Consider the following 25,214-nt stretch of genomic DNA (forward strand, 5'->3'; position numbering starts at 1 on the left):
AGGAGCCCTGTGCACAAGCTGCCCACCGATCACTACCCGCATCGCGACGACGGCGATGCGACGACCGCGTCCTTGCATCTGGCCGACGTGACGATGTTCTGGGCGGCGGAAAGCGGTGGCGTCAAACGCTACCTGCGCGCCAAGCACGACTTCCTGCGCTCCACGCACTGGCGGCACACGTTGGTCGTGCCCGGCACGGCGGACGACGCTACCAATGAGATCGCCGTGGTGCCGGGCGTGCCGCTGCCGCTATCGCATGGCTATCGCATTCCGCTGCGCACGGGGCCGGCCGTGCGAGCGCTGTGTGCATTGTCGCCAGACCTCATTGAAGCCGGAGACCCGTACCGACTGTCGTGGGCGGCGGTGCAGGCCGGCGCGCAGCTCCAAGTGCCGGTGGCGGCGTTTTATCACTCCGATCTGCCCGCGTTCTTCCGCCGCCTGGGCGGCCCGCCTGCCGAACTGGCCGCTGCCGCGTACGCCCGCAAGCTGTATCCGCACTTCGATACGGTGTTCGTGCCCAGCCGCTACATCGCGCAGAAAGTGGCCGACCTTGGTGTGCAACGCATCGAACTGCAGCCGCTGGGCGTAGACACGCGCCTGTTCCATCCCGCGCGGCGCTCGCTGCGCTGGCGCGAACAACTTGACTTGCCGCGCGATGCACGCGTGCTGCTGTACGTCGGCCGCTATGCGCCAGAGAAGAATCTGCACGTACTGTGCGACGCGGTGGACAAGCTCGACGACGGCAGCGTGCTCGTCACCATTGGTTCGGGCCCGACACCCCCACGTGGTAAGCAAGTGCGCGCCCTCGCTTATGAAGGCGACACGCAGCACCTGGCCGCCGCCATGGCGAGTGCCGATGTGTTTGTGCACGCGGGCGATCAGGAAACATTCGGCCTCGTCGCATTGGAAGCGATGGCCAGCGGCGTGCCGGTCGTCACCTGCGCGGCCGGCGGCTTAAGCGAGCTGGTGAACGAGCGTGTCGGCTATGCCGTGCCGCGCTGCCGCGCTGACGATTTCGCGCAGGCGCTACAGGCGCTGCGTCAACGCGATCCGGTCGCACTGGCGCACGCGGCGCGCCGGCATGCCATGCAGTACGACTGGCGGGCCGTGCTGCCGCAACTGCTGCAACGCTATCTGGCCCTGCTCGGCCGGCAAACCAGCGCCGCGCCGGACACAACTCCACAACCGGCTCGCGAGCGCGTGCGTGCATCGCGCGCCCGGTAGCCCTGATCGATTCTGTTCATCATGTCGCGCTATCTCATTCTTGCCATGCACGATGTCACGCCCGCCACTTGGCCTGCGTGCAAGGTGTTGCTTTCAGCGTTGGATGAGGTGGCGCGCGTACCAAAGTCTCTGCTGGTCATCCCAAACTTCTATCGCGGCCCGACCGCACGCAGCAGTGAGCGTTTCTGCCGCGTCATGAGCGAATGCCTGGCCGAGGGCGATGAGCTTGTCTTGCATGGCTATGCGCACCTCGACGACCAGCCCCCCGGCGGCGTGATCGACCAACTGATCCGCACGCGCTATACCGCAGGCGAAGGCGAATTCTCTGCAATTCCGCTGGCGGCGGCACGTGCGCGCATTGAGGCCGGCGCCGCGTGGTTTGCAGCCAACGGCTGGCCGCTGCATGGCTTTGTGGCCCCGGCGTGGCTGATGAACCGGCCAACCTGGGAGGCGCTCGATGGCCTGCCCCTGCGCTACACGACCACGCTGCAGCGCTTCTACTTGCTGCACCCGCGGCGCCCGCTCAAGGCGCCATGCCTGACGTACAGCGTGCGTTCGCCGGCGCGCCGGCTGGTGTCGCGGTATTACCTGCGCTGGCTGGCGCAGCGGCACGCGGAGGCACCACTGCTGCGCCTGGGCCTGCACCCGGCTGACGCGGCGCATCCCGACGTCATTCGCCATTGGCAGGAATTGCTCGCTGCATGCCTGGAGACGCGCACGCCCGTTACCAAGAACGGCTTTGCGCAGGTGCTGGCCCAAGCCTGGATGGGCGGCCCGGAAACCACCATCGCCGGGCACGCGCAAACGTCATACTGAACGCAAGCGCTAGAACAACCACACCGACAATCCGCCGATCAGCATCCCGAGCCCGGCACCGGCCAGCACGTCGCTCGGATAGTGCAGGCCAAGCACGACGCGAGAGACGGCCACCATCAGCGTAAACGGCACGAGCGCCAGCGCCATGCGCGGGTAATACGCGGCCATCACGATGCTGAACGACACCGCGTGCAGCGTGTGGCCCGACGGAAAGCTGAACTGATCGAGCACGCGCCCGCACAGGTGGATCTCTTCGCACGAGAGGTAGGGCCGCGGTCGGCACACGCCGCGCTTGAGCAGGATGTAGATAACCAGCGAGAGCAGCCCCGTGAGCCCCATCTGCTTGGCGCATTCCCAGCCGGTGTCACCGCCCACCACGGGCAACGCCGCCATCAACGCATACCAAAGCATGCCGTCACCCAGGCGGCTGACACCACGATAGAAGCGCATGGCCGAGGCATCGCCCGCCACGTGGTTGAGCGCCACGGCGAGTTGCCGATCGCGCTCGCGCCAGCGCTTCCAGTCAGGCCAGGCGTGGGTCGCCATGGTAGGCCTCCCCGTTGGTGGCAGCGTCGTGCACGGCAATGAGCGCGGCTTCAAAGCGTTCGAGCACGCGCGGCCAATCCAAACTCTGCGCAGTCAACCGCGCCGCTTTACCCAGGCGTTGCCGCAAGCCGACATCGGTGGCGAGCGTGATAGCAGCCTGCGTGAACAACGCGGCGTCCCCGACGGGCGCGAGCCAACCGTTCTCGTGGCTGCGCACGTGCATGCCGGCCGCGGCGGTATCGAACGCCACCACGGGCAAGCCGCTGGCCATCGCCTCGACCACCACATTGCCGAAGGTCTCGGTCACGCTTGGAAAGAGAAACATATCTGCCGAGGCATAGTGCGCGGCCAATGCCTCGCCATGCTGCGTGCCGGCAAAGATGGCATCGGGACAACGACGGCGCAGTGCGTTGCGTTGTGGACCATCGCCCACCATGACGAGGCGTGCCTGGGGCACGCACTCGCGCACGGCATCAAACGCATCCAGCGCGACACCCAGGTTCTTCTCCAACGCAAGACGCCCGACCGCGAGCACGACCGGCGTGTCAGCGTCAGCCCCCCATTGCGCACGCAACGCGTGACTGCGGGCTTGCGGCGTGAATCGGTGTGCGTCCACGCCGCGTGTACTCACGGTCAGGCGCTCGAAATCGAGGTCACTTAACTGCCGCTGCAGTTCGCGCGTGGGGACGAAGGTGCGATCGGTGCGATTGTGAAAGGCGCGCAGATAGGCGCGCACCAGCGTTACGGCGCCTTCCCACGCGTAGTGGCGGCCGTACTCGTCAAAGCGCGTTCTGAAATCCGAAGTCACGGGCACACCAAGTTGCCGCGCAGCCCGAATGGCCGACCAGCCGAGCGGCCCTTCCGTGGCGACATGCACAAGGTCGGGCCGATAGGCGGCCCACGCGCGAAGCAGACGCCGGCGTGCGGGCAAGCCCATGCGCAAATCCGGATACAGCGGAATCGGCACGCCCGGAACTCGCAGCGTGTCGTCTGCCAATGCAGGCTTGCCGGCGTCGATGGCACTTTGGCGCGGTCGCACGACCATCACGTCATGCCCGCACGCCTGCAGAAATGCCACGGTGCGCACGGCAGTGAGCGACACGCCGTTAAGTTCCGGCGGCCAGGTTTCGGTCACATAAGCAATGCGCATGGGCCGATCAACCTTTGTGCTCATCGCGGCTGTGCGAAGGGCCGCCCGTCTGGCCTCGCTTGTGAGCAAGGTCGTCTGCGCTGCGATTGGCGACTTGGCGATCGCGATCGTCGCGGTTGGCCGCATGGCGTTCGCGCACGACGCGTTCTACGCCGGGGGTGTTGTGCAGATCGGTGTCGAGCTGACCGCTTTCGATGTCGCGCGCGGCCTGCTCGACATTGCTGCGCGGTTCGGAGCGTTGCTCTTCAAGGTGTTGGTCGCGCTCGTGCGGCAGCCGATCTGCCGAACCCGACTCTGGCTTGCCTTGCTCCGGCTTGCCGAGCATCGTGTCGATGTTTTCAGCGTTTCGGCCCGTGCCTGGCGCACGCGGCGGTGTGGTACCTGCCGGTCGTTCGCCGCGCTCATGCGGGCCGCGTAAGGTGGGGCGTAGTGGGTTCATGGCGCCCTCCTGCGGACGTGATCTCGTTGCTTTGCGCACCGCAACCGACGTGCCAACACCGCCCGCATGCTTCGTACAATCGACAAGACCTGCACCACTCCTGCACAACACCGCGACGGAGACAATGCCACGTACCAATGCATCCGCCAGCGTCGCGACGTGATCGTTGCGTAAGGGTTACATGCGCGCTTGTAACGCCTGCTGCGCAAGGTGATCCAAAAGCAATTAATGCGGGAGGCGTACGCGTTCCGCACGTCGCGTAGGACGGCCGCGCAGTCGGTCCAGCAAGCGTTGCGACACGCCTGCCGGCGCGTCTGTGGTGCCGAGCAGCGTACCGAGCGGGCGCAATCGATCGACGTGATCACATACAACCTTGATCATTGCCGTGATCGACGTTCCAAGCAGCAAGCCCCACAAGCCCCACAGCCAGCCCCACAGCAGCAGGCCGATGTAGACCACGCACGGATCGAGCTTGGAGGCCCGGCTCTGCAGCCACGTCACGAGCAGCGTGCCGACCAGCGTGGCCAGCAGCAGCGTAACGCCTGCCACGACAAGCGCATCCGACCACGCGCCCATCTGCAGGTACGCGCCGATGCCGCTGGCCACGGCAATCACCACCGAACCGAGATACGGCACGAAGTGCAGCACGGCGGTCGCCAGACCCCAGACCGCTGCGTCTTCCATGCCGAGCAGCACAAAGGCCACCGTGGTGAGTACGCCCAACACGATGTTGGTTGCAAACAGCACCAGCAGCGAATACTGAATCTGCGTGCCGATGACCGCCATCATGCGCACCGCGCGCTTCTTTTCGCTCAACGTGTTGCCCACCGCGCGCACCCATTTACGCTTGAGTGCCTGGCCCGAAGCGAGCAGGAAGTAGACGAGAAACGAGACCACGACGAGCTGCCCCACCAGCGCGAAGAGGTTGGCGGAACCCGTCCATAGAAACTCGCGCAGCGGCAGCACCGGCTGCGCGGCAGGAGCCGCGACCGCAGGCGACCGTTTGGCAAGCACTGGCGCCGGCTTGCCCTGCACGCCTTCGGCGGCATGTTCGAGTGCGACAGTCACATCGCGCATCTTGTCGAACGCGCCGCCCATATGCCCACGCATACCGTCGATGGCTTCTGCCATGCGCTCCGCCGCCACGGGCAACCGGTCCGCCATGGCCGAGACCCCGTCTTGCATCCCGAAGACCAGCACGGCACCGGCAATCCACAGGCCGAGCACCACGATGGCCGCCGCAATGGGGCGCGGCACATAGCACCGTCGCAACCACACCACCACCGGATTCAACGCAAACGCCAGCACCACACCAAGAGTGAACGGCACCAGAAACGCCCGCGCCCATTGCAAAAAGACCAACGTACCGCCAATGGCCACCAGCACCATCGCCACGCGCCACGCGGGCTGCCGCAGCCCGTCGAGCAGACTGCCGTGCAGCGGTTCCGGATGCGTGGGGGGCGGAGTGAATTCGGCTGGCATGGCAGAGAATGTGGTTCACCGTTCTCTGCGCAAAAATTGTGCCTTGGGGCGTCTATGAAGTCGTGGAAACAGACATGGCAAGCATGCGCAACGTGCGCACCAAGTCGTACGGCGACACAGGCTTGATCAGGTGTTCCTGAAAACCGGTGGCCAACGCCTGAGCACGATCGTGCGGTTGCGCAAATGCGGTCAGCGCGATGGCGGCCATCGGCGCCGCACCTGGGGGCAGATGTTCGTGTTCCCACGCACGAATTCTCTGCAGGATCGCGTAGCCGTCTTCGTCGGGCAGCGCGATGTCGCACACCACCGCCTGCGGGCGGCCTGCTTCGCCCCGCGCGCCCCAGACGTCGAGCAGCGCCATCGTCTCGTGGCCGGAGCCCACGCTGCCGACTTCCGCACCGACTTGCGTGAGTAGGGTGGCCAGCGCGTCGCGCGCGTCCTCCTGATCGTCGACCAGCAGCACGCGCAGGCCCGCCAGTGAGGGCAACGGCCCGGTGCGCTCGGGGTCTTCAGCCAGCGGCGTGATCAGATCGGCCCCCGCATGCAGCGGCAGATATACGGTGAAGGTGGTGCCCTGCTGGTCGCCCTCGCTGCGCGCATACACGCGCCCGCCATGCAATTCGGTCAAGCGCTTGACCAACGCCAGACCCAGTCCGAGACCGCCTGTGCGTCGCGTGTGCGCACCGTCAGCCTGGCGGAATGGATCGAACAGATAGGGCAGGAACGCCGGCGCAATCCCTCGGCCGTTATCGCGCACAACAATGCGCGCCACCTCGCCCAGCAGATCGGCCGACAGCCAAACCTCGCCACCTTCCTGCGTGAACTTGATGGCGTTGGTCAGCAGGTTCCACACGATCTGTTCGACACGATCGGCATCGCCGTCGATCTCGTGATCGTCCAGTTCAATGGCGGTGTGCAGGGTGATATGCCGTTCGGCGGCCAGCGCGTGCACGCTATTGAGCGCGCTCTCCAGCGCCGCGCGCAGCACGAACGGTTCGCGTGTCAGGCGCAGCTTGCCGCTCATCACGCGCGTGGCGTCCAGCAGGTCTTCGATCAAGCGCACCTGCTGCTCGACGCCGGTCTTGATGCCCGCGAGCGCGCGCTGCATGAGCGGCGCACCGCCTGCGATCTGGCTCTCCAGTACATACGCCCAGTTCTGGATGCCATTGAGCGGCGAGCGCAGTTCGTGCGACACCACCGCCAGGAACTGATCGCGCGCCAGCGCTGCGGCCTCCGCTTGTGCACGCGCGGCTTGTTCGCGCAACAACAACGCATCGCGCTCGCGCTCGGCCTCGGTGCGCTCGGTCACGTCGTAGACGATGAGCAGCGCCGATTCCATCGCACCATTCCGGTCGGCTTCCGGAATGACACGCGCGTTGTAGTGCGCAATGCGTGGGCGTCCGTCCTGCACTTCGAGATGCAGCGCGAGGGTCTGTTCCGCACCCAAGGCGAACGCGCGGCGCGCGGCGTCCTCCAGCGGAAGGGTGACGTCAACGGAAAGCGGCGACGCGGCCAACGTCTTGCCAATCAGCGCGGCAGGCGTCACGCCAAAGGCTTCGGTTACGGCGCGGTTGACATACACGCAGCGCAGTTCGCGATCGAGCCGGGCAATCACGTCGGGCGCGTTCTCGACCAGCGTGACGAACTCGCGCTGATGGCGAAAGCGCTCGTGCTCGGCCTCCTTGCGCTCGGTGATGTCTTCCACCACGCAAACGAGCGCCTGCACGCTGCCGTCCGGACCGTGCTGCGGCGAATACGCGGCATGCACGAAGCGGCGGCCGACATCGGCCGGGTACGACAGCTCCATTTCAAATTCGACGCGCTGCCCCGCGAATGCGTCGTTCAGGTACGGCAGGATGCGCGCATACGCAGCCTCGCCCATCAGTTCGCGCAGATGGTGCCCCAGCACGTCTTCGTGACGAGCGCCAAAGCGCTCTGCGTAAGCGCGGTTGGCAAAGCGCACGCGGTGCTCGGGGTCGATCTGCACAAGCGGAAATGGCACGCTTTCGGTCAGCCATTGCAACTGGAATTCCGACTCGGCGAGCGCCGCAAAGCTCTGCTGGCCCTGCGTCACATCTTCGACCACGCCCACGGCATGGGCGGATGCACCGTCAAGGCTCGGCATGAGGTAGCCGCGTTCGCGAACGCGGTATTCGCGAATTTGGCCAGCGTCGGTGCCGAGCCAGCGGTATTCGAGGGCAAACTCCTGCCCCCGTGCCAAGCCCTCCCAGGCGGCACGCAACGCGATATGGTCATCCGGATGCACATGGACGAGCCAGCGGTCACGGACGCCGCACAAGGAATCGGGCTGCACGCCCCACGTCTGCGCGCCGGCGCTTACGTGCAGACGCATACCCGTCAACGGATCGTCTACCCAGAACACATCAACCTGCTTCCTTGCGGCCAGTGCGGTACGCGTCTCGCGCGCGGCGCGCACGGGTGCGGACCAGCCCGTTACGGATTCACTCATTGCGCCCTTCGCCAGCAGTTTTCATTCCCGGGGGCATCGCGAAAAAAATGCGGTGCCGCAGCACCGCATCATAGGGCGTGGAGCGAGGTTACTGCGAGGGCAATTCAGAAGCCGTCTGCGAGGCGCCGTTAGCCTGGGCCACCAGCACGCGAATCGCGTTCGGGGTAACCGCGCCGACGCCCCCGGCCGGCAGCGTGGTGATCAGCCAGTCGGCGTTGTTGGCCAGGCTGAACGGCTGCGAGGTGAAGATGATGTTTTTCGTCCCCGCCGTCGCCACGCGCACCTGGTACGTTCCGCCATCGACGTAGATCGAATCCTGCGTGCTGGCCGGTGCAGCACCGCCATACGCTGCACCGCTCATGGTCGGCGCAATGGCCGAAAGATCCACATTCGGCGCGGTCACGTAGACGTCGACGTTGGGGGCGTTGTACGAAGCGTTGAAGGTGCGCACGCGCGCCTTGTCCGACAGGATCGACTTGTTATACGGATCATCGATCAGCGCCAGGCTCGTCGCCGAACCGTTGGCGCCCACGATGGCGAGCGCCGTATAGCGGTGGCCGTTTGCGGGCGTGAAGCCGGTTGAGGCCAGCGGCGTACTGCTGCCCGTGTTCGAAACCGTGGCCGTGCTGGCCGTCGCGTCGATGCCGAAGTAGTTGCTGACGTTCTTGAAACCGACATTGGTGACCTTCGTGGTGCCGTTCACCCCAAAGTCAACGTTACCGATGAACGGGTTGGCGTGCACCGTGCGGTATTGCGGCGAGCTGGTGCCGATGATCTGCCCGATGTCGTCGTTACCGCCGCCACATCCGGCAAGCACGCCCAACGAACCCAGCGCCAGCACGGCGACGATTTTCCTGATCTGTATCTTCATTCTTCCACCTCGGAGGGAGAGTCCTGTCATGAACCGGGCCGCATACATCGCGCATGCCCGTGTACGTTGTTGCCGACTTGTGGAGCCGACGATAGCCGCGCACATACAGGCGCGCCTATCGAACCGGTTCCGATCGTTTTGTCGGAAGCGTCCGACACACGAAGCGACCTTCTCGCATTGAGCATGGCGCGTGCCCACCACCGTTGAATGACCACTCCAATCCGGTCTCGCGGCCTGGGCTTGAAGGCGGATCGCTATACTTGCGCGATCTGTTTTGTCTTCGTGCGCCACACACGCTCCGCATGCCCGAACCGCGTCCGGCTGATGCCGTGCCCCTTCCCGATAACGCCGCTTCCCAGGCCGATCTGCAGGCTTTCGCGCAAGAGCGCGAACGCGTGCAGGCGTGGCTCGCTGCGCGGGCTTCGGGCGACCGTGCGGTGAGTGCTTCCACGCTGTCGCAGTACCGCGTGGAAGCCGAGCGCGTGTGCTGGTACGCGCGCACGTTCGGTAAGCCGATCGCAAGCTGGCAGCGCGATGACGCGTCGGCCTATCTGCGCTTTTTGCAAGAACCGCCCGCTTGGGCGATCAGTGCGCGCGGCATTGATCGCGACGATGCCACCTGGACGCCGCTGCGCGGCCCGCTCTCGGCACGTTCCACGCGGCAAAGCGGCATCATCGCGGCAAACCTCTGCGGCTGGCTGCAGCGCACGGGCTATCTGCGCGTGAACCCATTTCTCGATGACGATGCGATCGTCATTACCGTGCCCGCGCCGAGCGCGCCTGCGCCCAGGTCCGTCGCAACATCCGAACCGGACACGGCACTTGGCGCATCCGACATGGCATTGATGATCGATGCCGTGCGCGCCCGTGTCGCCTTGGGCCGTGAAGCGCGCTTGCGCCAGGCGCGCGACCACTTTCTCTCCGTGCTGCTCGCACAGGCGGGCATGCGTGTATCGGAGCTGGTGTCCGCCCGCATGGGCGACGTAGCGCTGCACGCCGTGCCGGCCGAGCAGGCGACATCCGACGCATTGCTGCCGACGTCGGTCTGGCTGCTGGCGATCGGCACAGGCCGCTCGCAGCGCTGGCTGCCATGCGATGCGTTGATGTCTGCGCTGCGCGAATACCGTGCGGCCTTTGGCCTGTCGCCGCTGCCGCTGCCGAATGAAGCCACGCCGCTGCTGCTGTCAGTGCGCAAGCGATCGCCGCGACGCGCAGACGGCACCATCATCGACTCGCCCGCCCTGCGCCGCGACTTCGGCGAGCGCAAGGGCATCGCCTCGCGTTCGCAACTGCTGCTCATCGTCAAGGCCATGCTCGGCGAAGCCGCTGAGTACGCCCGCGCCACGGGCCGCGCCGACGCGGCCGTCCGCCTGGCGAATGCCTCGTTGCGCGGCGTGCGCGGTGCGCATTTGCGTGAGCGGCTTGCCGCCGGTGAAGCCGCAGACGAGGTCGCCCATGCGCTTGGCCTGGTCGCCCTGCCAAGCGTCGCCGTGCGCGCGCGCGAAGCCGATCTGGCGGCCAGCATTGCTGACGCAGCCCGCAAGCTGGCTCTGCCGTCCGCCTGACACGCCTCCACACATCGCGCAGAAACGGGTACGCACGGCCTGTGCGGATGCCGTATTCACGCATCGTCGAAACCAATTGTCGGCATGATTCGCGCGACAGTTGTCGCTTACGTCGTCCGCAGAATTGGGTACGCTTCGCCACTGAATCGTCAACAGTGGCCCGCAGAAACGGGTACGCTCAGCCCCAAAATCGCACGCAGAAACAGGTACGCTTTGGCGCAAATGCTCCAAAAAAAAACGCGGACCCGAGAGTCCGCGTTCATTGTGCGTTGCTTGAAGACGCTGGCGCTCAGTGCCCGCTCGACAGATAGAAGAAGCGGAAAAGGAACACCGCCGAGATGATCCACACGATGACCGGCACCTCTCGCATGCGCCCCGTGAACAGCTTCAGCCCCGAGTACGTGATGAAGCCGAACGCGACGCCGTTGGCGATCGAATACGTGAACGGCATCATCAGCGCCGTCAGCACGGCCGGCACGGCTTCGGTGGTGTCTTCCCAGTTCAGATCCACCAGTTCGCGCAACATCAGGCACGACACATACAGCAGCGCGGGCGCCGTCGCGTAAGCCGGCACCACGCCAGCCAGCGGCGAGAAGAACAGACATAGCAGGAACAGCACCGCCACCGTCAGCGCGGTCAGCCCCGTACGGCCGCCGGCCTGTACACCCGAAGCGCTTTCGATATAGGCGGTGGTCGACGACGTGCCCAGCAGGGAGCCCGCCATGATGGCCGTGCTGTCGGCCAGCAGCGCCTTGTTCAGGCGGTCCATCTTGCCCTGCTTGAGCAGGCCCGCGCGGTTGGCCACGCCCATGAGCGTGCCGGTCGCGTCAAACAGCTCCACGAGGAAGAACACCAGCACCACGTTCAGGATGCCCACCGACAGCGCGCCCATGATGTCGAGCTGCATCAGCGTTGGCGCGAGCGACGGCGGCATCGACACCACGCCGTGGAAGGTGTTGCCCGCAAAGAAGAAGCTCGCTGCCGTCACGGCCAGAATGCCGATCAGGATGGCGCCTTTCACGCGCAGGTGGTCCAGTGCCACGATCACGAAGAAGCCGATCACCGCCAGGATGACCGAAGGCTGGTGCACATCGCCCAGCGTCACGAGCGTCGCCGGATTCCCGACGATCAGCCCTGCACCCCGCAGCGACACGATGCCGAGGAACAGCCCGATACCCGCCGTGATCGCCACGCGAATCGAATGCGGAATCCCGTTGACGATCATCTCGCGGATGCGGAACACGCTCACCAGCAAAAACAGGCAGCCGGAAATGAACACCGCGCCCAGTGCCGCCTGCCACGTAAAGCCCATGCCCTTGACCACCGCGTACGCAAAGTAGGCGTTCAACCCCATGCCCGGCGCCATCGCAATCGGGTAGTTCGCGTACATCCCCATGATGATCGTGCCGATTGCCGCGGCAATGCAGGTGGCGACAAATACCGCGTCGTGCGGCATGCCCGCGTCAGCCAGGATGTTCGGGTTGACGAAGATGATGTACGCCATGGTGAGGAACGTCGTCAGCCCGGCAAGCACTTCCGTGCGGACGTCGGTCTGGTGTTCCTCGAGCTTGAAGGTGCGCGCGAGCCAGGTCATTCAGGTTGTCTCCTCTTGTTGTGAAGTGTCATCGCTGGCCGGCGCTGTCCTGCGGCTGGCTCCCCCGATGCACGCCCACCATGGGACGAGGCTACTCTTAGCAAGCTTCCGGCGCCCCAAGGCGGCGCGGTCGAAATACGGTTCATGCGAATCGAATGATGGAAAACGCGCCAGCCAAGTGCCAGGCCGGCGCGCGGGATGCGCATGATGCCCGAAACGCCGGGCGCGCGCACTCGCCCGGCAAGAGGCACCCCTTCGGCAACAAAGGGCGTGACTCCACCGACAAACCGTACCCGTTTCTGCGAACACCCGATGCCGCGAGGCATGCGCAGCGATTGGCGTACCCATTTCTGCGCCTGTCTCCGCAGAAACGGGTACGAACCTCTGCAAATGTAAGAGCGCGTGACGAAAAGCGATGGCGTACCCGTTTCTGCGCGCCTTTGAAGAGCACTCCGTACCCGTTTCTGCGCGTGATGGCGCCGAGGCTCGGCTCAAAGCGAACCCGTTTCTGCGAAAGCGGCATTAGATTGGCCGTACCCGTTTCTGCGCAATGCCCCGCAGAAACAGGTACGCTTTATTTGCAAGCCGCCGCGCCAAGCCCTTGGCCAATAAGGCTTTTTACCCGCAGAAACAGGTACGGCGGCCAGAACGCGGCGTCACGAGACCTCCGTAAACCGCATCCTCTCGTGCAGGTTTCAGCGATGAAAGTTCAGAATTCGCCCATCCAGGCGACAGGCTCGGTGAGGTGCTGCCACATGCAGCTTGCGGGCCGCCACGCAGAAACAGGTACGCGTGGCGCGTGGGCTGGCCGTACGAAGCGTGTACTCGCTTTTGCAGTAATGGCGTAATAAGAAGGGAAGAAACGTCAGGAGGTATCGACGCACTCGCAGATTTGGGTACGCAAGTACGCGCCGAAATCGCCCTTGCTCACGCAGAAACAGGTACGCTTCGGCGGCTGACAGGCTGAGCAAGCCCCGAAAATGGCCGAATCAGCCGCAGAAACGGGTACGCGTGCGCAGAAACACACCGAATCGTGCCCCCTCTACCCTTGTTTTCTGTGGATAACACTGTGGACAACATGATGTTGTCCCCGCAGATTCCGGTACGCCCAATGCGCAGAAGCGGGTACGGTTTCGCGCAGAAGCGGGTACGCCATCGCGCAGAATCTGGTTCGCACCTTCGCAGAATCTGGTTCGGTTTACCCCACTGAACCTAATGCTGACAAGGCTTTGCGGGCCGCGTATACGGTTTACCTGTAGTAAACATAGAAGGTATATATAGCTGGTAGTGAGGAAAGGTCTTCCGTGGACAACCTTAACGGTTGCCCACCGATGCCCTTCCCGCGACAACGAGCAAAATTCAGAAAACGTACCCAATTCTGCGTGACAAGGCGAAGGCGTTTTAGTACAAAGGCTCTGAACAATTCTTGCCCACCATGGTCACCAAACGCCTAACACCCAATGGGAAACCGGACGACAATTCGCCCGGCCGCATCATCGTCCCCTCGGGAGGGCAAGTCATTGCCGCGCCGGAGAAGTTTCAGCGCCTGTTCGACGAAGCGCAGGCGATGGAACGCGAAGACGCCTGGCAGAGCGGCGAGGTCGGCTTTCTCAGCCGCGCCAGCGTGCAGGTCACCCTTCCCTATCGTGCTCCCAAAGGTGCGCCGCCGGTCTGGACGCGGTCGAGCGGCAACATCTCGCTGATGATCCAACCGGGTTATTTCACGCAACAACGTTCGGAGCGGGCCAGCAATGGGCGGCAGCGCATCGTCTCCGAGACCGTCTCCTTCGGCTATCCCTATGGCTCGTATCCACGCCTGATGCTGGCCTGGATCGGCAAGGAGATCATGGCCAAGAAGAAGCGTGGCGAATTCCAGGGCACGGTGGAAGACCGTCGCATTTCGCTGGGCAACTCGTTGTCCGAGTTCATGTATAACCTGGGCATCCCGATGGCCACGGGCGGCAAGCGGGGCACCATGACGCTGGTGCGCCAGCAGATGATTCGCCTGTTCTCTGCCACGATTGCCATCGTGCAGAACAAGTCTGCACCCAGCAGCCAGAATCAGAACCAGGAACCGCTGTCGATCGATCGCATCGGTTACCTGCTGGCCGATCAGCTGTCGACCTGGTGGGATCCAATGCAGCCCGGCCAGGGCTCGATGTTCGAGAGCTTCGTGGTGCTGTCAGAACCGTTCTTCAACGAACTCGTGAATCGGCCTGTGCCGGTGGATATGCGTGCGTTGAAGGCGCTCAAGCAGTCGCCGTTTGCGCTGGATGTGTATTCGTGGCTTACCTACCGCTTCTTTACGATCCAGAAGCGTACAGAGATCCCTTGGGAAGCGCTGCAGATGCAATTCGGCACCGAGACCGAAAGCGAGCGGAAATTCCGAGCGTTGTTCCGTAAGGCGCTGAAAGACGTGCTGGTTGTCTATCCAGACGCGAAGGTGGATGCTGACTCGTCTAAGGCGCTGATTCTGCAGCCTTCGCGTACCAGCGTACGGAAGTTGGCCTGACGCAAAACGCAGAAGTGGCGGGCAAAAAAAAGGGGAGCAGAAGCTCCCCTTTTTCATCTCAGGCGATCAGCCCGAAACTTATTCCGGCTTGATCGCCGAGGCTTGCAGACCCTTCGGGCCTTGCTTCACCTCGAAGGTGACCTTCTGGCCGTCCTTCAGGGTCTTGAAGCCCGAACCCTGAATTTCGGAGAAGTGCGCGAACAAATCTGCGCCGCCGCCGTCTGGAGTGATGAAGCCGAAGCCTTTGGTTTCGTTAAACCATTTGACAGTACCCGTGGCCATGCAAAAATTCCTTTAAAAAACAAAAAACACGTCGTCCAGCCGATCCGGACATCGCACGAAGAACCGGCTAATTCCGAATCTTGCGTAGACAAAGTCTTCAGACGACTGTCCAAGCATCATAACCAGTTTGGGGCACAGTGTCGATGGGCGACATTTTTCCAAAATGTCGCTTTTATGCATCTCGCTGGTAAACACCTAGGAAGCCCGTAAATACAGGGTTGAACACATGAAGTTGTGCGTTAAAGGCGCATTTACATCTCAATTTAGGTGAATCGAAAACCACGTGTGGATGATCCCTTTAGCCCACTTTTACAATTAAATTTGTACGAATTGAATTTTATCGATCTTGTGTTTTCGTGCTGTCTTCCCTAAGATGAGCGCTGCTGACTTTCAGCGCTGAAAGTGGAGGGCCAGTGAGCGCCAAGATCGTAACGGTATTCAATCAGAAGGGCGGCTGCGGCAAGACCACGGTCAGCATGCACATCGCCGGAACCCTTGGTTTGCGGGGAAATAAGACGCTGCTGGTCGATATGGACGAGCAAGGAACGGCCACACGGTGGGCCGCTCAGGCGCCGGAAGACAAGCCCTTCCCGGCTTCAGTGATCGGTTTGGCGCCGTCTGGTGGCGCCATGCACCGAGAGGTCCGCAAGTTTGTGGCGGACTATGACTACATCGTGGTCGATTGCCCTCCGGCCGTCCATTCGCCATCGTCGTCAAGCGCGCTGCTGATCTCCGACATTGCGCTCATCCCTGTGGTGCCGTCACCGCCCGATCTTTGGGCTGCGGTGGCAGCCAAAGCTTTGGCCCAGCAAGCGCAGGTCACCAACGAGACGCTGCGTATTCGTGTACTGGCGAACATGGTTCAGCGGCGTGTCTCGCTTGCCAAGCAAGCAATTGAAATTCTTGGTGATGATGGCGATATTCCTTTGATGGAATCCATGATCGGCTCACGCTCTGCATTTCGTGAATGTCAGGCAATCGGTGCGACGGTGCATGGTGTGTCGGGCGCCCGGGAAGCCGTTAGTGAAGTCGACATCTTGATCGACGAGGTGTTGCAGTTGTTGCAGGAGGAACGTGTATGAGCGCGAAGTTGAAATCGCTCAAAGACGGCATGCTGGCCGGCATTGCCGCAGAGAAGACCAAGGCGACACCGGTTGATCGCTTTGCTTTGGCGGAAAAAGCGATTACATCGCACCCCCGCGGCCTGCTTGGGCAGGCGGCTCCTGCCCCCGCTTTCAGCGCTGAAAGTCCCGCACCTGCAAATACTTCCGAACGCCGGGTGATCAAGGTTTCGCTTGAGCGGCTGCAGGAAAATCCGCTCAACGCCCGTCGCATCTACGATCCGCAGATCGTTCAGGAGCGGGCGGCATCCATCGCTACACATGGTCAGCAGACGCCTGGGTTGGCGGCGCCAGACCCCGCGCGGCCAGGGTGGTATGTCCTGATCGACGGTCACTATCGGAAGCGTGCCTTGGCCGCTGCTGGGAAGGCCGAGATGGACTGTTTCATCGAAGACGGCCTGTCTGACATCGATTTCTACCGTCTGTCCTTCGTCTTGAACGAGCAGCGTTCCGGCCAATCCGTGCTGGACAACGCCATCGCGTGGCGGCAGCTGCTAGATGAAGGAAAAGTTAAAAAAGAAGAAGATATTTGTGAAATTACCGGCGTATCCGCGGGAACGGTCAACAAGACATTGGCGCTGCTGAAACTGCCGGAATCGGTGCTTGAAGTGATGAAGGAGCGACCGGCTGGCATTGGTATCGCGACCGGATATGAGCTGACGCTGTACTTCAAGAGCGCTGGCGAAGACCGCACGCGTGAGCTCGTGCATCGCGTGCTCGAAGAGGGGCTCTCCAGCCGCGACGTGGAGCAGATCCGTAAGGTGGCTCAGGAGGGGCGTACCCGCAAGGTCAAGGAAGTCAGCCGCCAGTACAAGATCCGAAGCGCTGAAGGTGATCTTCTCGGCACAATTAAGGAGTGGGATTCCGGACGCGTGATGCTTGATGTGAAGCTGGGAGATCGAGGCGCACGAGAATCGTTGGTCGAGGCACTGAAAAGCCGCTTCGGCCTGGACGTCGCCTTACTGTAGTTTCGACGCAGTTTTGTTCGCCATAAGCGCCCAACAGGGCGCTTTTTTTTGCCCCAATTTCGCGTGCCGGACGCTCGCCGGCGTGTGGAGCGTACCCGTTTCTGCGCGGGCTGATACGCGTCGGGTGCGTCCCGCGGAAGGGCTCGCTTCACCACTAAACGTGCGCCGAAACAAGCAGATGCGGCGTTGGTAGGGCATGCCAACTATTCGGGATTGGACTGCAACTACACTTATTCAATATTTAAATAATGATGTATATATGAACGTATTTGAGGTTTTTAACCCTTGATGTACACTACATGGACACCTGATAGCCCTTATGGCACGCCCCGGTCTCTATTTCTCGGCTGAGCAGCAGCAGCGGATCGTTGAAGCGATCCGGAGGCTGGATATCGCCTTCCCGCACGACAACGCGGTGTTCCTGGATGAGGTGATCGAAGCCGTCCACGCCGTGACGCGTCGTATTTATGGCGTTCGGCGCTACGTGCAGTGGTTGACGGAGGCGGGACTACGCCGGCGTCCGAGCAATACGACGTTACAGAAGGCGATAGATCGAGCGCAGGGACGCGGGCCGGTTGCAAACGGTGTCACCGCGGATGCGGTCGAGCCGTGGCCGATCCTGTTGGCGCACGCAGAAACGGGTACGCTTTCGGCACGTGATGAGCGCAACCGCATTGCCTCGCGCGCCATTGGCGCGCCCGGTGCGGGCGCCGAATGGATGGAAGCGCGCATCCGCGCTGAGGTGGCGGAGCGCGCGCTGGAACACGAAGCCGCGCGCAATCGGCAATTGCAGGCCGCGATGGCCGACTTGGAGCGCCGTCTCGGCGAGGCGCTTGCCACGGCGCCCGCCGTGCCCCCCAAGTTGACGGACGCAACGCTCGAGCGCCTGGAGCAGACCATGGAAACCGTGACCCGCCTGGAGGGGGCGGCCAGCGCGCTGGCGGGTACGGAGCGCTTTCTGCGCTTGCAGAACGATGCGGTGCGCCAGCAGACGCAAAACGAAGCCGATCAACTGCGCCAGCGTATCCGCACCCTTGAAGCCGAGGTCGCGCAACTGAACGCGCAAATCGACGCCTACCGGCGCATGCCGGAACGCACCCCACCAGTCTCGCGCGGCTGGGTCAAGCCATCCTCCTGATTTCCTGACGCTCTGTTAGCGGGTACTTACTGGTCGTGCACACCGTACGTTGGCGTAAAACGGCACGCAGAATTGGGTACGCTTTTCGACTTTCGGCGCTGAAAGTTGGTGCGACGGAGTTGCAACCGGTTGTAGGAAAGGCGCCGATGCAGTGCCCGCAACGTTGCGCGGGGCACGCCAGATCGTGCTCCATTAAAGGGTGGACCGCTTGGCTTGCGCTGGCATATGACTTGCTCATGACGCTACGTCTCACCAATGGAGTTGTCATGAACGAGAAGATCACCAAGGCCGTGTTTCCCGTGGCAGGACTCGGTACACGTTTTCTACCCGCCACCAAGGCGAGCCCGAAAGAGATGCTCCCGATCGTCGATAAGCCGCTGATCCAATATGCGGTGGAAGAGGCTGCCGCTGCGGGTATCACGGAGATGATCTTCATTACGGGCCGCGCCAAGCGCGCTATCGAAGACCATTTCGACAAGGCCTACGAACTGGAAACTGAGCTGGCCGCCAAGAATAAGCATGCGCTGCTGGAGATGGTGCAGTCCATCAAGCCGCCCGGCGTCGAGTGCTTCTATGTCCGCCAGCCCGAGACTCTGGGTCTCGGCCACGCCGTGCTTTGTGCGCAGAAACTGGTACGCGATGAACCCTTCGCCGTGATCCTGGCCGATGACTTGCTGGACAACCAGCCGCCCGTGATGCAGCAGATGACGGAACTTTACGATCACTACCGTTGCTCCATCGTCGGCGTCGAAACGATTGCGCCGGAAGCCTCGCGTTCTTACGGCGTGGTGGCCGGCCGCGAATGGGATGACCGCTTGGTCAAGCTCGATGGCATCGTCGAAAAGCCGGCGCCGAAGGATGCACCGTCCAACTTGGGCGTGGTCGGGCGCTACATCCTGACGCCGCGCATCTTCGATCATCTGCGCAATCTCAAGCCTGGCGCGGGCGGCGAGTTGCAGTTGACGGACGCCATCCAGAGCCTGCTCGCTGAAGAGCAGATCCTGGCTTATCGCTACCGTGGTCAGCGTTTCGATTGCGGCAGCAAATTTGGGTACCTGCAGGCGACGGTCGAGTTTGCGCTGCGCCATCCGGAAGTGCGTGCTGACTTTGAAGCGTATCTGTATGACCGTCTGGGTCTGTCCCAAACGCATGAAGATGTGTCTGCCGAGATGGATTCGTTGGTCCGCGACACCATTCCGCTGAGCGTGGCCGCCTGAGCCTCACCTCTTTCAGAATCGGTCGTGCGGGTTTCCGCACAGGCCGCTCGGTCGATTCTGAGAAACCGCACACTTCTCCTATCTCCCGCCGTTCCGTCGATTTCTCGCAAAGCCTTGTGCCATGGGCTTTTGTGGCGGATCGACGCGCCTGTTTTCCGCATGGAATGCTTCTTGAGTAAGAGCAACCACCCATAAACCGGCGGACCGCTCGGACGTCGCACACGCAGCTCTCTGTGCGACACGTCACCAGCAAAGGCCGCCGCCAACGCTCCAAGGAGACACCATGACGCAGCCTCAGGCTGGTGCGGTCACGGGCGACTTTTCGCCCGCGCAGGCCCCCACCAAAGACACTCCCGCAGACGTACGCCGTCGTCTGCGTTCCATCTTCTCCGGTTCGATTGGCAATCTGGTCGAGTGGTACGACTGGTACGTGTACTCGGCGTTTGCGCTGTACTTTGCCAAGTCATTCTTCCCGAAGGGCGACCAGACCGCGCAGCTGCTCAATACGGCGGCGGTGTTTGCGGTCGGCTTCCTGGCGCGCCCGGTGGGCGGCTGGCTGATGGGCATCTACGCCGATCGCTACGGCCGCAAGCGCGCACTGTTCTTCTCGGTGGTGCTCATGTGCGCGGGCTCGCTCATCATTGCGCTTACGCCGAGCTACGCGACCATCGGCGTTGCGGCACCGGTGATGCTGGTGCTGGCCCGTCTGCTGCAGGGGCTGTCGGTCGGTGGGGAATACGGCACCTCGGCCACGTACCTGAGCGAAGTCGCCAACAAGGAAAACCGCGGTTTCTACTCGAGCTTCCAGTACGTCACGCTCATCGCCGGCCAACTGACGGCGCTGGTGCTGCTGATCGTGCTGCAGCAGTTCGTGCTGTCGCCGGCGCAGCTTGAGGCGTGGGGCTGGCGCATTCCGTTCTTTGTCGGCGCGCTGTGTGCGCTGGTGGCAATGGCCATGCGCTCGCACATGGAGGAAACGCAGTCTTTTACCGCCGCGAAGGCAAACAAGAAGCGCGGCACGCTGTCGGAACTGGCCAAGCATCCGCGTGCCGTTGCGACGGTCGTGGGCCTGACGATGGGCGGTACGGTGGCGTTTTACACGTACTCGATCTACATGCAGAAGTTCCTGGCCAACACGGTCGGGCTGTCGAAGGACACGGCGACGCTGGTGTCCGGCGCCACGCTGCTGCTGTTCGCGATGCTGCAGCCGATCGTGGGCGGGTTGTCCGACCGCATTGGCCGCCGTCCGATCCTGATTGCGTTCGGCGTGTTGGGTACGCTGTTCACCGTGCCCATCATGACCGGCATCAGCCAGACCACCAACGTGTGGACGGCCTTCTTCCTGATCATGGCCGCGCTGGTGATCGTCTCGGGCTATACGTCGATCAACGCGGTGGTGAAGGCCGAGCTGTTCCCCGCGGAAGTGCGTGCGCTGGGCGTGGGCCTGCCGTATGCACTCACGGTCTCAATCTTTGGCGGCACGGCGGAGTACATCGCACTGTGGCTCAAGCAGGCGGGTCACGAGTCGCTGTTCTACTGGTATGTGACGGGCACGATCTTCCTGTCGCTGTTGGTGTACGTGTTCATGCGCGATACTCGCGAGCATTCCCGCATCGAACATTGACCCATGTCGCCAACCGACGGCCACGCCGACCTTGCCCCACCCGCACGCGGTCGTGGCTGGCGCGTGGCCGTCGCGCTGGCCATGGCGGCATGTTGCGGCGCAGCGGGGTGGGGCGCTTACGCTGTCGCCCTGCAGCGCTACGTCGCCACGCGCGCCGAGGAGGCCGGTCAGCGCACCACGTTCTACGCACAGAACCTGCGCAGCACGCTGGCGCGCTATGAATCATTGCCCAGGCTGGCGGCGCTGGAGCACGTGCTGCACGTCGCGCTGCAAGAGAATCCCCAGGCTGGCGACGCCGTCATGCGTCGCGCGGCCAATGCCTATCTGAAAGAAGTCCAGGCGGCCACCGACTTGGCCGCCGCACACCTGATCAATACGACAGGCCTCACGATTGCGGCCAGCAACTGGGATCTGCCGACCTCGTTCGTCGGCCAGAACTACGCATTCCGCCCGTACTTTGTCGAGGCCATGCGCGAGGGGCTCGGTCGCTTCTACGGTGTCGGTAATACCACGGGCGAGACGGGCTATTTCGTGGCCGCCCCCGTGCGCGAAGACAACAAGCCGATCGGCGTGGTGGTCGTGAAGGTCAACCTCGATGCGTTCGAGGCCACGTTGTCGCGCAGCGGCGATACGGTGCTGCTGGTGGATCGGCACGGCGTGATCTTCCTGTCGTCCGTACCCGAGTGGAAATACCGCACGCTCGGCACCTTGAGCGCGGACCAGCGCGCAGCACTCGACGCGACGCGCCAGTACGCGCCCCACGTACTTGCGCCGCTCGGAATGAACGATGGGCACGCCGTGAGCGTACCCTTTTCTGCGGACCACCCACCGCAGACCGTGCGCGTGGCGTTGCCCGGAAAATCGGCGTCGACACTGCGCGTGCAGTACCGCCCGGTGGGCCTGCTCGGCTGGCAGGTCGCCGTGTTGATCGACCCGCGCGATGAGCAGCGCACTGCGTTGGTGGCCGGTGCGAGTGCCGCGTTTGCGATGGCGCTGATCTTCGCCGTACTCGTTGCGTTGCGTTTGCGTACGCGCCGGCGCGAAGAGCAGCACCGCGCGCGCGCCGCGCTGCGCGAAATCCAGCGTGATCTGGAAGCGCGCATCGCACAACGCACTGCGGAGCTGACTTCCGCCAACACCGCGCTGGCCGGCAAGGTCGAAGCGCTCGATGCCGCGCAACGCATCCTGCGCGAAACGCGCGATGCCGCTGTGCAGGCCGGCAAGCTCGCCGTGCTCGGCCAGATGGCCGCCGGCATCACGCACGAACTCAACCAGCCGCTCACCGCGCTGACCACGCTGTCCGATAACGCCAACCAGCTTGCCGAGCGCGGCCGCATCGACGAAGTGCGCGGCAACCTCACCCACATCAGCCAGCTTGCCGAGCGCATGGGGCGTATCGTTTCGCACATCAAGGCCTTCTCGCGCAAGGGCGATGCGGCACGCGCTGCCGTGTCGGTGGACGAGGCCATCCGCCAGGCGCTGATGCTGGTTGAGACGCGTCGCCGCCAGGCCGGCGTGACGGTGGTGGCCGAGCCGGTGCCGGCCGATCTTGCGGTCTGGGCCAATGCTGTGCGGCTCGAGCAGGTGCTCGTGAACCTTATCCGCAACGCCATTGATGCCACCGCCGAGGCCCCCGCAGCCGACTCGCCTACCGTGCGCGTGAGCGTCGAACCCATCGAGAAATGGGTACGCATCACCGTGCGCGACTTCGGCCCGGGCATTCCCGCCGATGTGCTGCCGCGTCTGTTTGAGCCGTTCTTCACCACCAAGGACGATGGTCAGGGCCTGGGGCTTGGCTTGGCGATTTCGCTGGCGATCATCGAAGACTTTGGTGGCCGGCTCGAAGGTCGCAATGCGGGTGACGAAGCGGGTGGCGCAGAATTCATCATCGAGCTTGAACGCGTTGTGAAACCCACATGACTGAACACGGTACGCCGGACCCTTCCCCCATCGACCACGCGCCCGTCTTCCTGATCGAAGACGATGACGTGGTGCGCCTGGGCTGCGAGCAAGCACTCACGCTGGCGGATGTGCCGGTGCAGTCCTTTGCCGATGCGGAAAGCGCGCTGGCCGCACTCGCCACGCAAACGCCGGCCGTGGTCGTCACCGACGTGCGCCTGCCCGGCCGCGACGGCCTGGCTGTGCTGCGCGAGATGCTGCAGCACGACCGTCAGTTGCCCGTCATCCTCATCACCGGTCATGGTGACGTGACGATGGCTGTGGCCGCCATGCGCGCGGGCGCCTACGATTTCATGGAGAAGCCGTTCCACTCCGAGCGCCTCGTCGACGTGGTGCGGCGCGCGTTGGAAAAGCGCAGGCTCACTTCCGAAAACCTGCGTTTGCGTGAAGCGCTGCAGGGCCGGCAGGCGTACCCATTGATCGGTCAGAGCGCCGTCATGCAGAACGTGCGCCGGCTCGTCACCGCGTTGGCGCCCACCGATGCTGACATCCTCGTCACGGGCGAGACCGGCTCGGGCAAGGAAGTGCTCGCGCGTGCCATTCACGAAGGCAGCCGGCGTCGCGGGCCGTTCGTCGCGCTCAATTGCGCGGCGCTGCCGGAGTCCGTGTTCGAGAGCGAGATGTTTGGCCACGAGGCGGGCGCTTTCACAGGCGCCAACCGCCGCCGCATCGGCAAGATGGAATATGCAGATGGCGGCACGCTGTTCCTGGATGAAATCGAATCGATGCCGCTGGCGCTGCAGGCCAAGCTGCTGCGTGCTCTGCAGGAACGCAGCATCGAACGGCTGGGCAGTAACGCGAGCGTGCCGGTCAATTGCCGTGTGGTGGCCGCCGCCAAGGTCGACCTGAAGGATGCATCCGACCACGGTCAGTTCCGCGCGGACTTGTATTACCGCCTGAATGTCGTATCGATTGCGCTACCGGCGCTGCGCCAGCGTGCCGAAGACATTCCGTTGCTGATGGCCCACTTTCTGCAGCAGGCCGCGGTGCGCTACGAGCGTGCGGCGCCCGATTGGTCTGCGCAGGACATGATGCGCTGGCAGCACCACGACTGGCCGGGCAACGTGCGTGAGCTCAAGAACGTGGCGGAACGCTTTTGCCTCGGATTGGACGATGGCCTGGTGGTTTCGGAAGCGAGCCAGCATTCCCTGGCGGGCCGGATGATGGCGGTCGAACGTACCACCATCGAGGAAGCACTGCGCGCCACGGAGGGCAACGTTGCACGCGCGGCCGATCTGCTGGCCGTGCCGCGCAAGACGCTGTACGACAAGCTCAACCGGCACGGGATCGAGCCGGACCGCTTCCGCAGCAGTTAGCGCAGCGAGGATTCGCCGATCTTGCGGCCGCCTTGCGGGGGCCAGCACGTTGCTGCCAGCAGCACGGCCGCCACGGCGTAGATCGCTTCGGTCACCGCCAGCGGCAGCACATGGACCTGGTACAGCGCAGCGGGCAGGTCTGCCAGCGCATGGAGCAGCACCGCCAGCACGACAATCACAAAACGACGCTGTCGTACCGCGTGCCACACCACCAACGTGAGCGTGAACTGGATCAGCATCGCCGCAATGCGCTCGCTCACCGCACCGAGCGCCAGCCATGGCGACAGCTGCGCCAGCATGGCGTGGATCGTCCCGACCATGGCATCGGCGCCGCTGGCCGCGAGGCGCGATTCCAGCTCGCCGCGGTTGGCGGCAATGCCGAACATCACCATCTGGGCCTGCGATGCCGCACCGACCAGCCAGGCCTCGATGCCCGCGTGACCGAGCGCGTACGCCACCGGTGTGGCGGCATCCCCCGGCTTGCGCACGAGAAAACGCAGGCCGAGCCAGCGGCCGCTTTCCTCGAACAAGCCGGCCATCAGCGCGCCGTAGATGACGAACAGCACGGGCATGCGCAGCCAGTGCGCCGTGGTCGGATTGAGCTGCAGCAGGTACAAATGCAGCGTGCGTTCCAGCACCAGCGCAAACACGACAAACACCGCCGCACCCACGCCGATGTCGCGCCATGCCAGGTCAAAGCGCCGCCGCAGCCAGAACCACGCCACGACTGGCACGCTTGCGATGAGCAAGGCCGCGACCGCGTGGGCAACGAGGGCAGACAGGGCGACGGTAGGCATGGCGGATGGCGCAATTGGGGCAATGAAGGTCGCCGCATGCTACCTGAGGGCGCGGGCGCGAGTCTTGCGGGCCGATTGTTACAATATGTGCCTGCGGCAGCAGTGCCGCTCCTTGACTTCTTG

The 25,214-nt window shown here is 63.6% G+C and carries 20 protein-coding genes; 11 read left to right on the forward strand and 9 right to left on the reverse strand.

Annotated features, from left to right (window positions below; all coding sequences use genetic code 11):
* Window positions 1-9: 9 nt before the first annotated feature.
* Entirely contained in the window at window positions 10-1,224 is a 1,215-nt protein-coding gene (locus BG83_RS0118325) for a glycosyltransferase family 4 protein (RefSeq protein WP_037032096.1), read from the forward strand.
* A 21-nt stretch (window positions 1,225-1,245) separates the two neighbouring features.
* Window positions 1,246-2,040, forward strand: a complete 795-nt coding sequence (locus BG83_RS0118330) for a DUF2334 domain-containing protein (protein WP_024978052.1) — start codon at window positions 1,246-1,248, stop codon at window positions 2,038-2,040.
* A 9-nt stretch (window positions 2,041-2,049) separates the two neighbouring features.
* Here the strand turns inward: BG83_RS0118330 and BG83_RS0118335 are convergent, their stop codons facing one another.
* From BG83_RS0118335 to BG83_RS0118360, 6 genes are all read right to left on the reverse strand, one after another.
* Window positions 2,050-2,586 (reverse strand): phosphatase PAP2 family protein, encoded by a 537-nt coding sequence (locus tag BG83_RS0118335; protein WP_024978053.1) that lies wholly within the window; start codon window positions 2,584-2,586, stop codon window positions 2,050-2,052.
* Complete coding sequence (locus tag BG83_RS0118340) at window positions 2,564-3,736, reverse strand: glycosyltransferase family 4 protein (RefSeq protein WP_024978054.1); 1,173 nt, start codon at window positions 3,734-3,736, stop codon at window positions 2,564-2,566. The genes BG83_RS0118335 and BG83_RS0118340 overlap by 23 nt, the downstream gene beginning before the upstream one ends.
* Before the next feature lie 7 nt (window positions 3,737-3,743).
* Window positions 3,744-4,175: a hypothetical protein gene (locus tag BG83_RS0118345; protein ID WP_024978055.1), complete on the reverse strand. Its 432-nt coding sequence runs from the start codon at window positions 4,173-4,175 to the stop codon at window positions 3,744-3,746.
* 225 nt (window positions 4,176-4,400) lie between these two features.
* A complete protein-coding gene (locus tag BG83_RS0118350; protein ID WP_024978056.1) occupies window positions 4,401-5,657 on the reverse strand; it encodes an AI-2E family transporter in 1,257 nt (418 codons plus the stop codon).
* A gap of 52 nt (window positions 5,658-5,709) precedes the next feature.
* Entirely contained in the window at window positions 5,710-8,127 is a 2,418-nt protein-coding gene (locus BG83_RS0118355; RefSeq protein ID WP_024978057.1) for a PAS domain-containing protein, read from the reverse strand.
* Window positions 8,128-8,215: 88 nt separating this feature from the next.
* The gene (locus tag BG83_RS0118360) at window positions 8,216-8,998 is read right to left on the reverse strand and encodes a DUF4397 domain-containing protein (RefSeq protein WP_024978058.1); all 783 of its coding nucleotides are present in this window, start codon (window positions 8,996-8,998) and stop codon (window positions 8,216-8,218) included.
* A gap of 302 nt (window positions 8,999-9,300) precedes the next feature.
* On the opposite strand from BG83_RS0118360, the gene BG83_RS0118365 reads away from it, so the two are divergent.
* Window positions 9,301-10,563, forward strand: coding sequence for an integrase (locus tag BG83_RS0118365; RefSeq protein WP_024978059.1), 1,263 nt, complete (start codon window positions 9,301-9,303; stop codon window positions 10,561-10,563).
* A 289-nt stretch (window positions 10,564-10,852) separates the two neighbouring features.
* Here BG83_RS0118365 and BG83_RS0118370 read toward each other — a convergent pair whose 3' ends face one another.
* The gene (locus BG83_RS0118370; RefSeq protein WP_024978060.1) at window positions 10,853-12,157 is read right to left on the reverse strand and encodes an NCS2 family permease; all 1,305 of its coding nucleotides are present in this window, start codon (window positions 12,155-12,157) and stop codon (window positions 10,853-10,855) included.
* A gap of 1,435 nt (window positions 12,158-13,592) precedes the next feature.
* On the opposite strand from BG83_RS0118370, the gene BG83_RS0118375 reads away from it, so the two are divergent.
* Window positions 13,593-14,669 carry a replication protein RepA gene (locus BG83_RS0118375; protein ID WP_004632417.1) on the forward strand — a complete coding sequence of 359 codons (1,077 nt, stop codon included), beginning with the start codon at window positions 13,593-13,595 and terminating at the stop codon, window positions 14,667-14,669.
* 78 nt (window positions 14,670-14,747) lie between these two features.
* Here the strand turns inward: BG83_RS0118375 and BG83_RS0118380 are convergent, their stop codons facing one another.
* Window positions 14,748-14,951, reverse strand: coding sequence for a cold-shock protein (locus BG83_RS0118380; protein ID WP_004632415.1), 204 nt, complete (start codon window positions 14,949-14,951; stop codon window positions 14,748-14,750).
* Between the two features lie 413 nt (window positions 14,952-15,364).
* On the opposite strand from BG83_RS0118380, the gene BG83_RS0118385 reads away from it, so the two are divergent.
* The 7 genes from BG83_RS0118385 to BG83_RS0118415 all read left to right on the forward strand — a co-directional run bounded on the left by BG83_RS0118385 (window position 15,365) and on the right by BG83_RS0118415 (window position 24,294).
* Window positions 15,365-16,033: a ParA family protein gene (locus BG83_RS0118385; protein ID WP_024978061.1), complete on the forward strand. Its 669-nt coding sequence runs from the start codon at window positions 15,365-15,367 to the stop codon at window positions 16,031-16,033.
* Window positions 16,030-17,040, forward strand: coding sequence for a ParB/RepB/Spo0J family partition protein (locus BG83_RS0118390; protein WP_024978062.1), 1,011 nt, complete (start codon window positions 16,030-16,032; stop codon window positions 17,038-17,040). Before BG83_RS0118385 ends, BG83_RS0118390 begins: the two co-directional genes overlap by 4 nt.
* Window positions 17,041-17,359: 319 nt before the next feature.
* Entirely contained in the window at window positions 17,360-18,178 is an 819-nt protein-coding gene (locus tag BG83_RS0118395) for a DNA-binding protein (RefSeq protein WP_024978063.1), read from the forward strand.
* Window positions 18,179-18,444: 266 nt separating this feature from the next.
* Window positions 18,445-19,395, forward strand: coding sequence for a UTP--glucose-1-phosphate uridylyltransferase GalU (gene galU, locus BG83_RS0118400; RefSeq protein ID WP_024978064.1), 951 nt, complete (start codon window positions 18,445-18,447; stop codon window positions 19,393-19,395).
* A gap of 283 nt (window positions 19,396-19,678) precedes the next feature.
* The gene (locus tag BG83_RS0118405; protein ID WP_024978065.1) at window positions 19,679-21,019 is read left to right on the forward strand and encodes an MFS transporter; all 1,341 of its coding nucleotides are present in this window, start codon (window positions 19,679-19,681) and stop codon (window positions 21,017-21,019) included.
* A gap of 3 nt (window positions 21,020-21,022) precedes the next feature.
* Window positions 21,023-22,939, forward strand: coding sequence for a sensor histidine kinase (locus BG83_RS0118410; protein ID WP_024978066.1), 1,917 nt, complete (start codon window positions 21,023-21,025; stop codon window positions 22,937-22,939).
* A complete protein-coding gene (locus BG83_RS0118415) occupies window positions 22,936-24,294 on the forward strand; it encodes a sigma-54-dependent transcriptional regulator (RefSeq protein WP_024978067.1) in 1,359 nt (452 codons plus the stop codon). The genes BG83_RS0118410 and BG83_RS0118415 overlap by 4 nt, the downstream gene beginning before the upstream one ends.
* On the opposite strand, the gene BG83_RS0118420 is transcribed toward BG83_RS0118415, so the two are convergent.
* Window positions 24,291-25,091, reverse strand: coding sequence for a YhfC family intramembrane metalloprotease (locus BG83_RS0118420; protein ID WP_024978068.1), 801 nt, complete (start codon window positions 25,089-25,091; stop codon window positions 24,291-24,293). The genes BG83_RS0118415 and BG83_RS0118420 overlap by 4 nt on opposite strands.
* Between the last annotated feature and the right edge of the window lie 123 nt (window positions 25,092-25,214).

The sequence above is a fragment of the Ralstonia pickettii genome (genome assembly GCF_000607165.1).
GTDB classification, from domain to species: Bacteria; Pseudomonadota; Gammaproteobacteria; order Burkholderiales; family Burkholderiaceae; genus Ralstonia; species Ralstonia holmesii.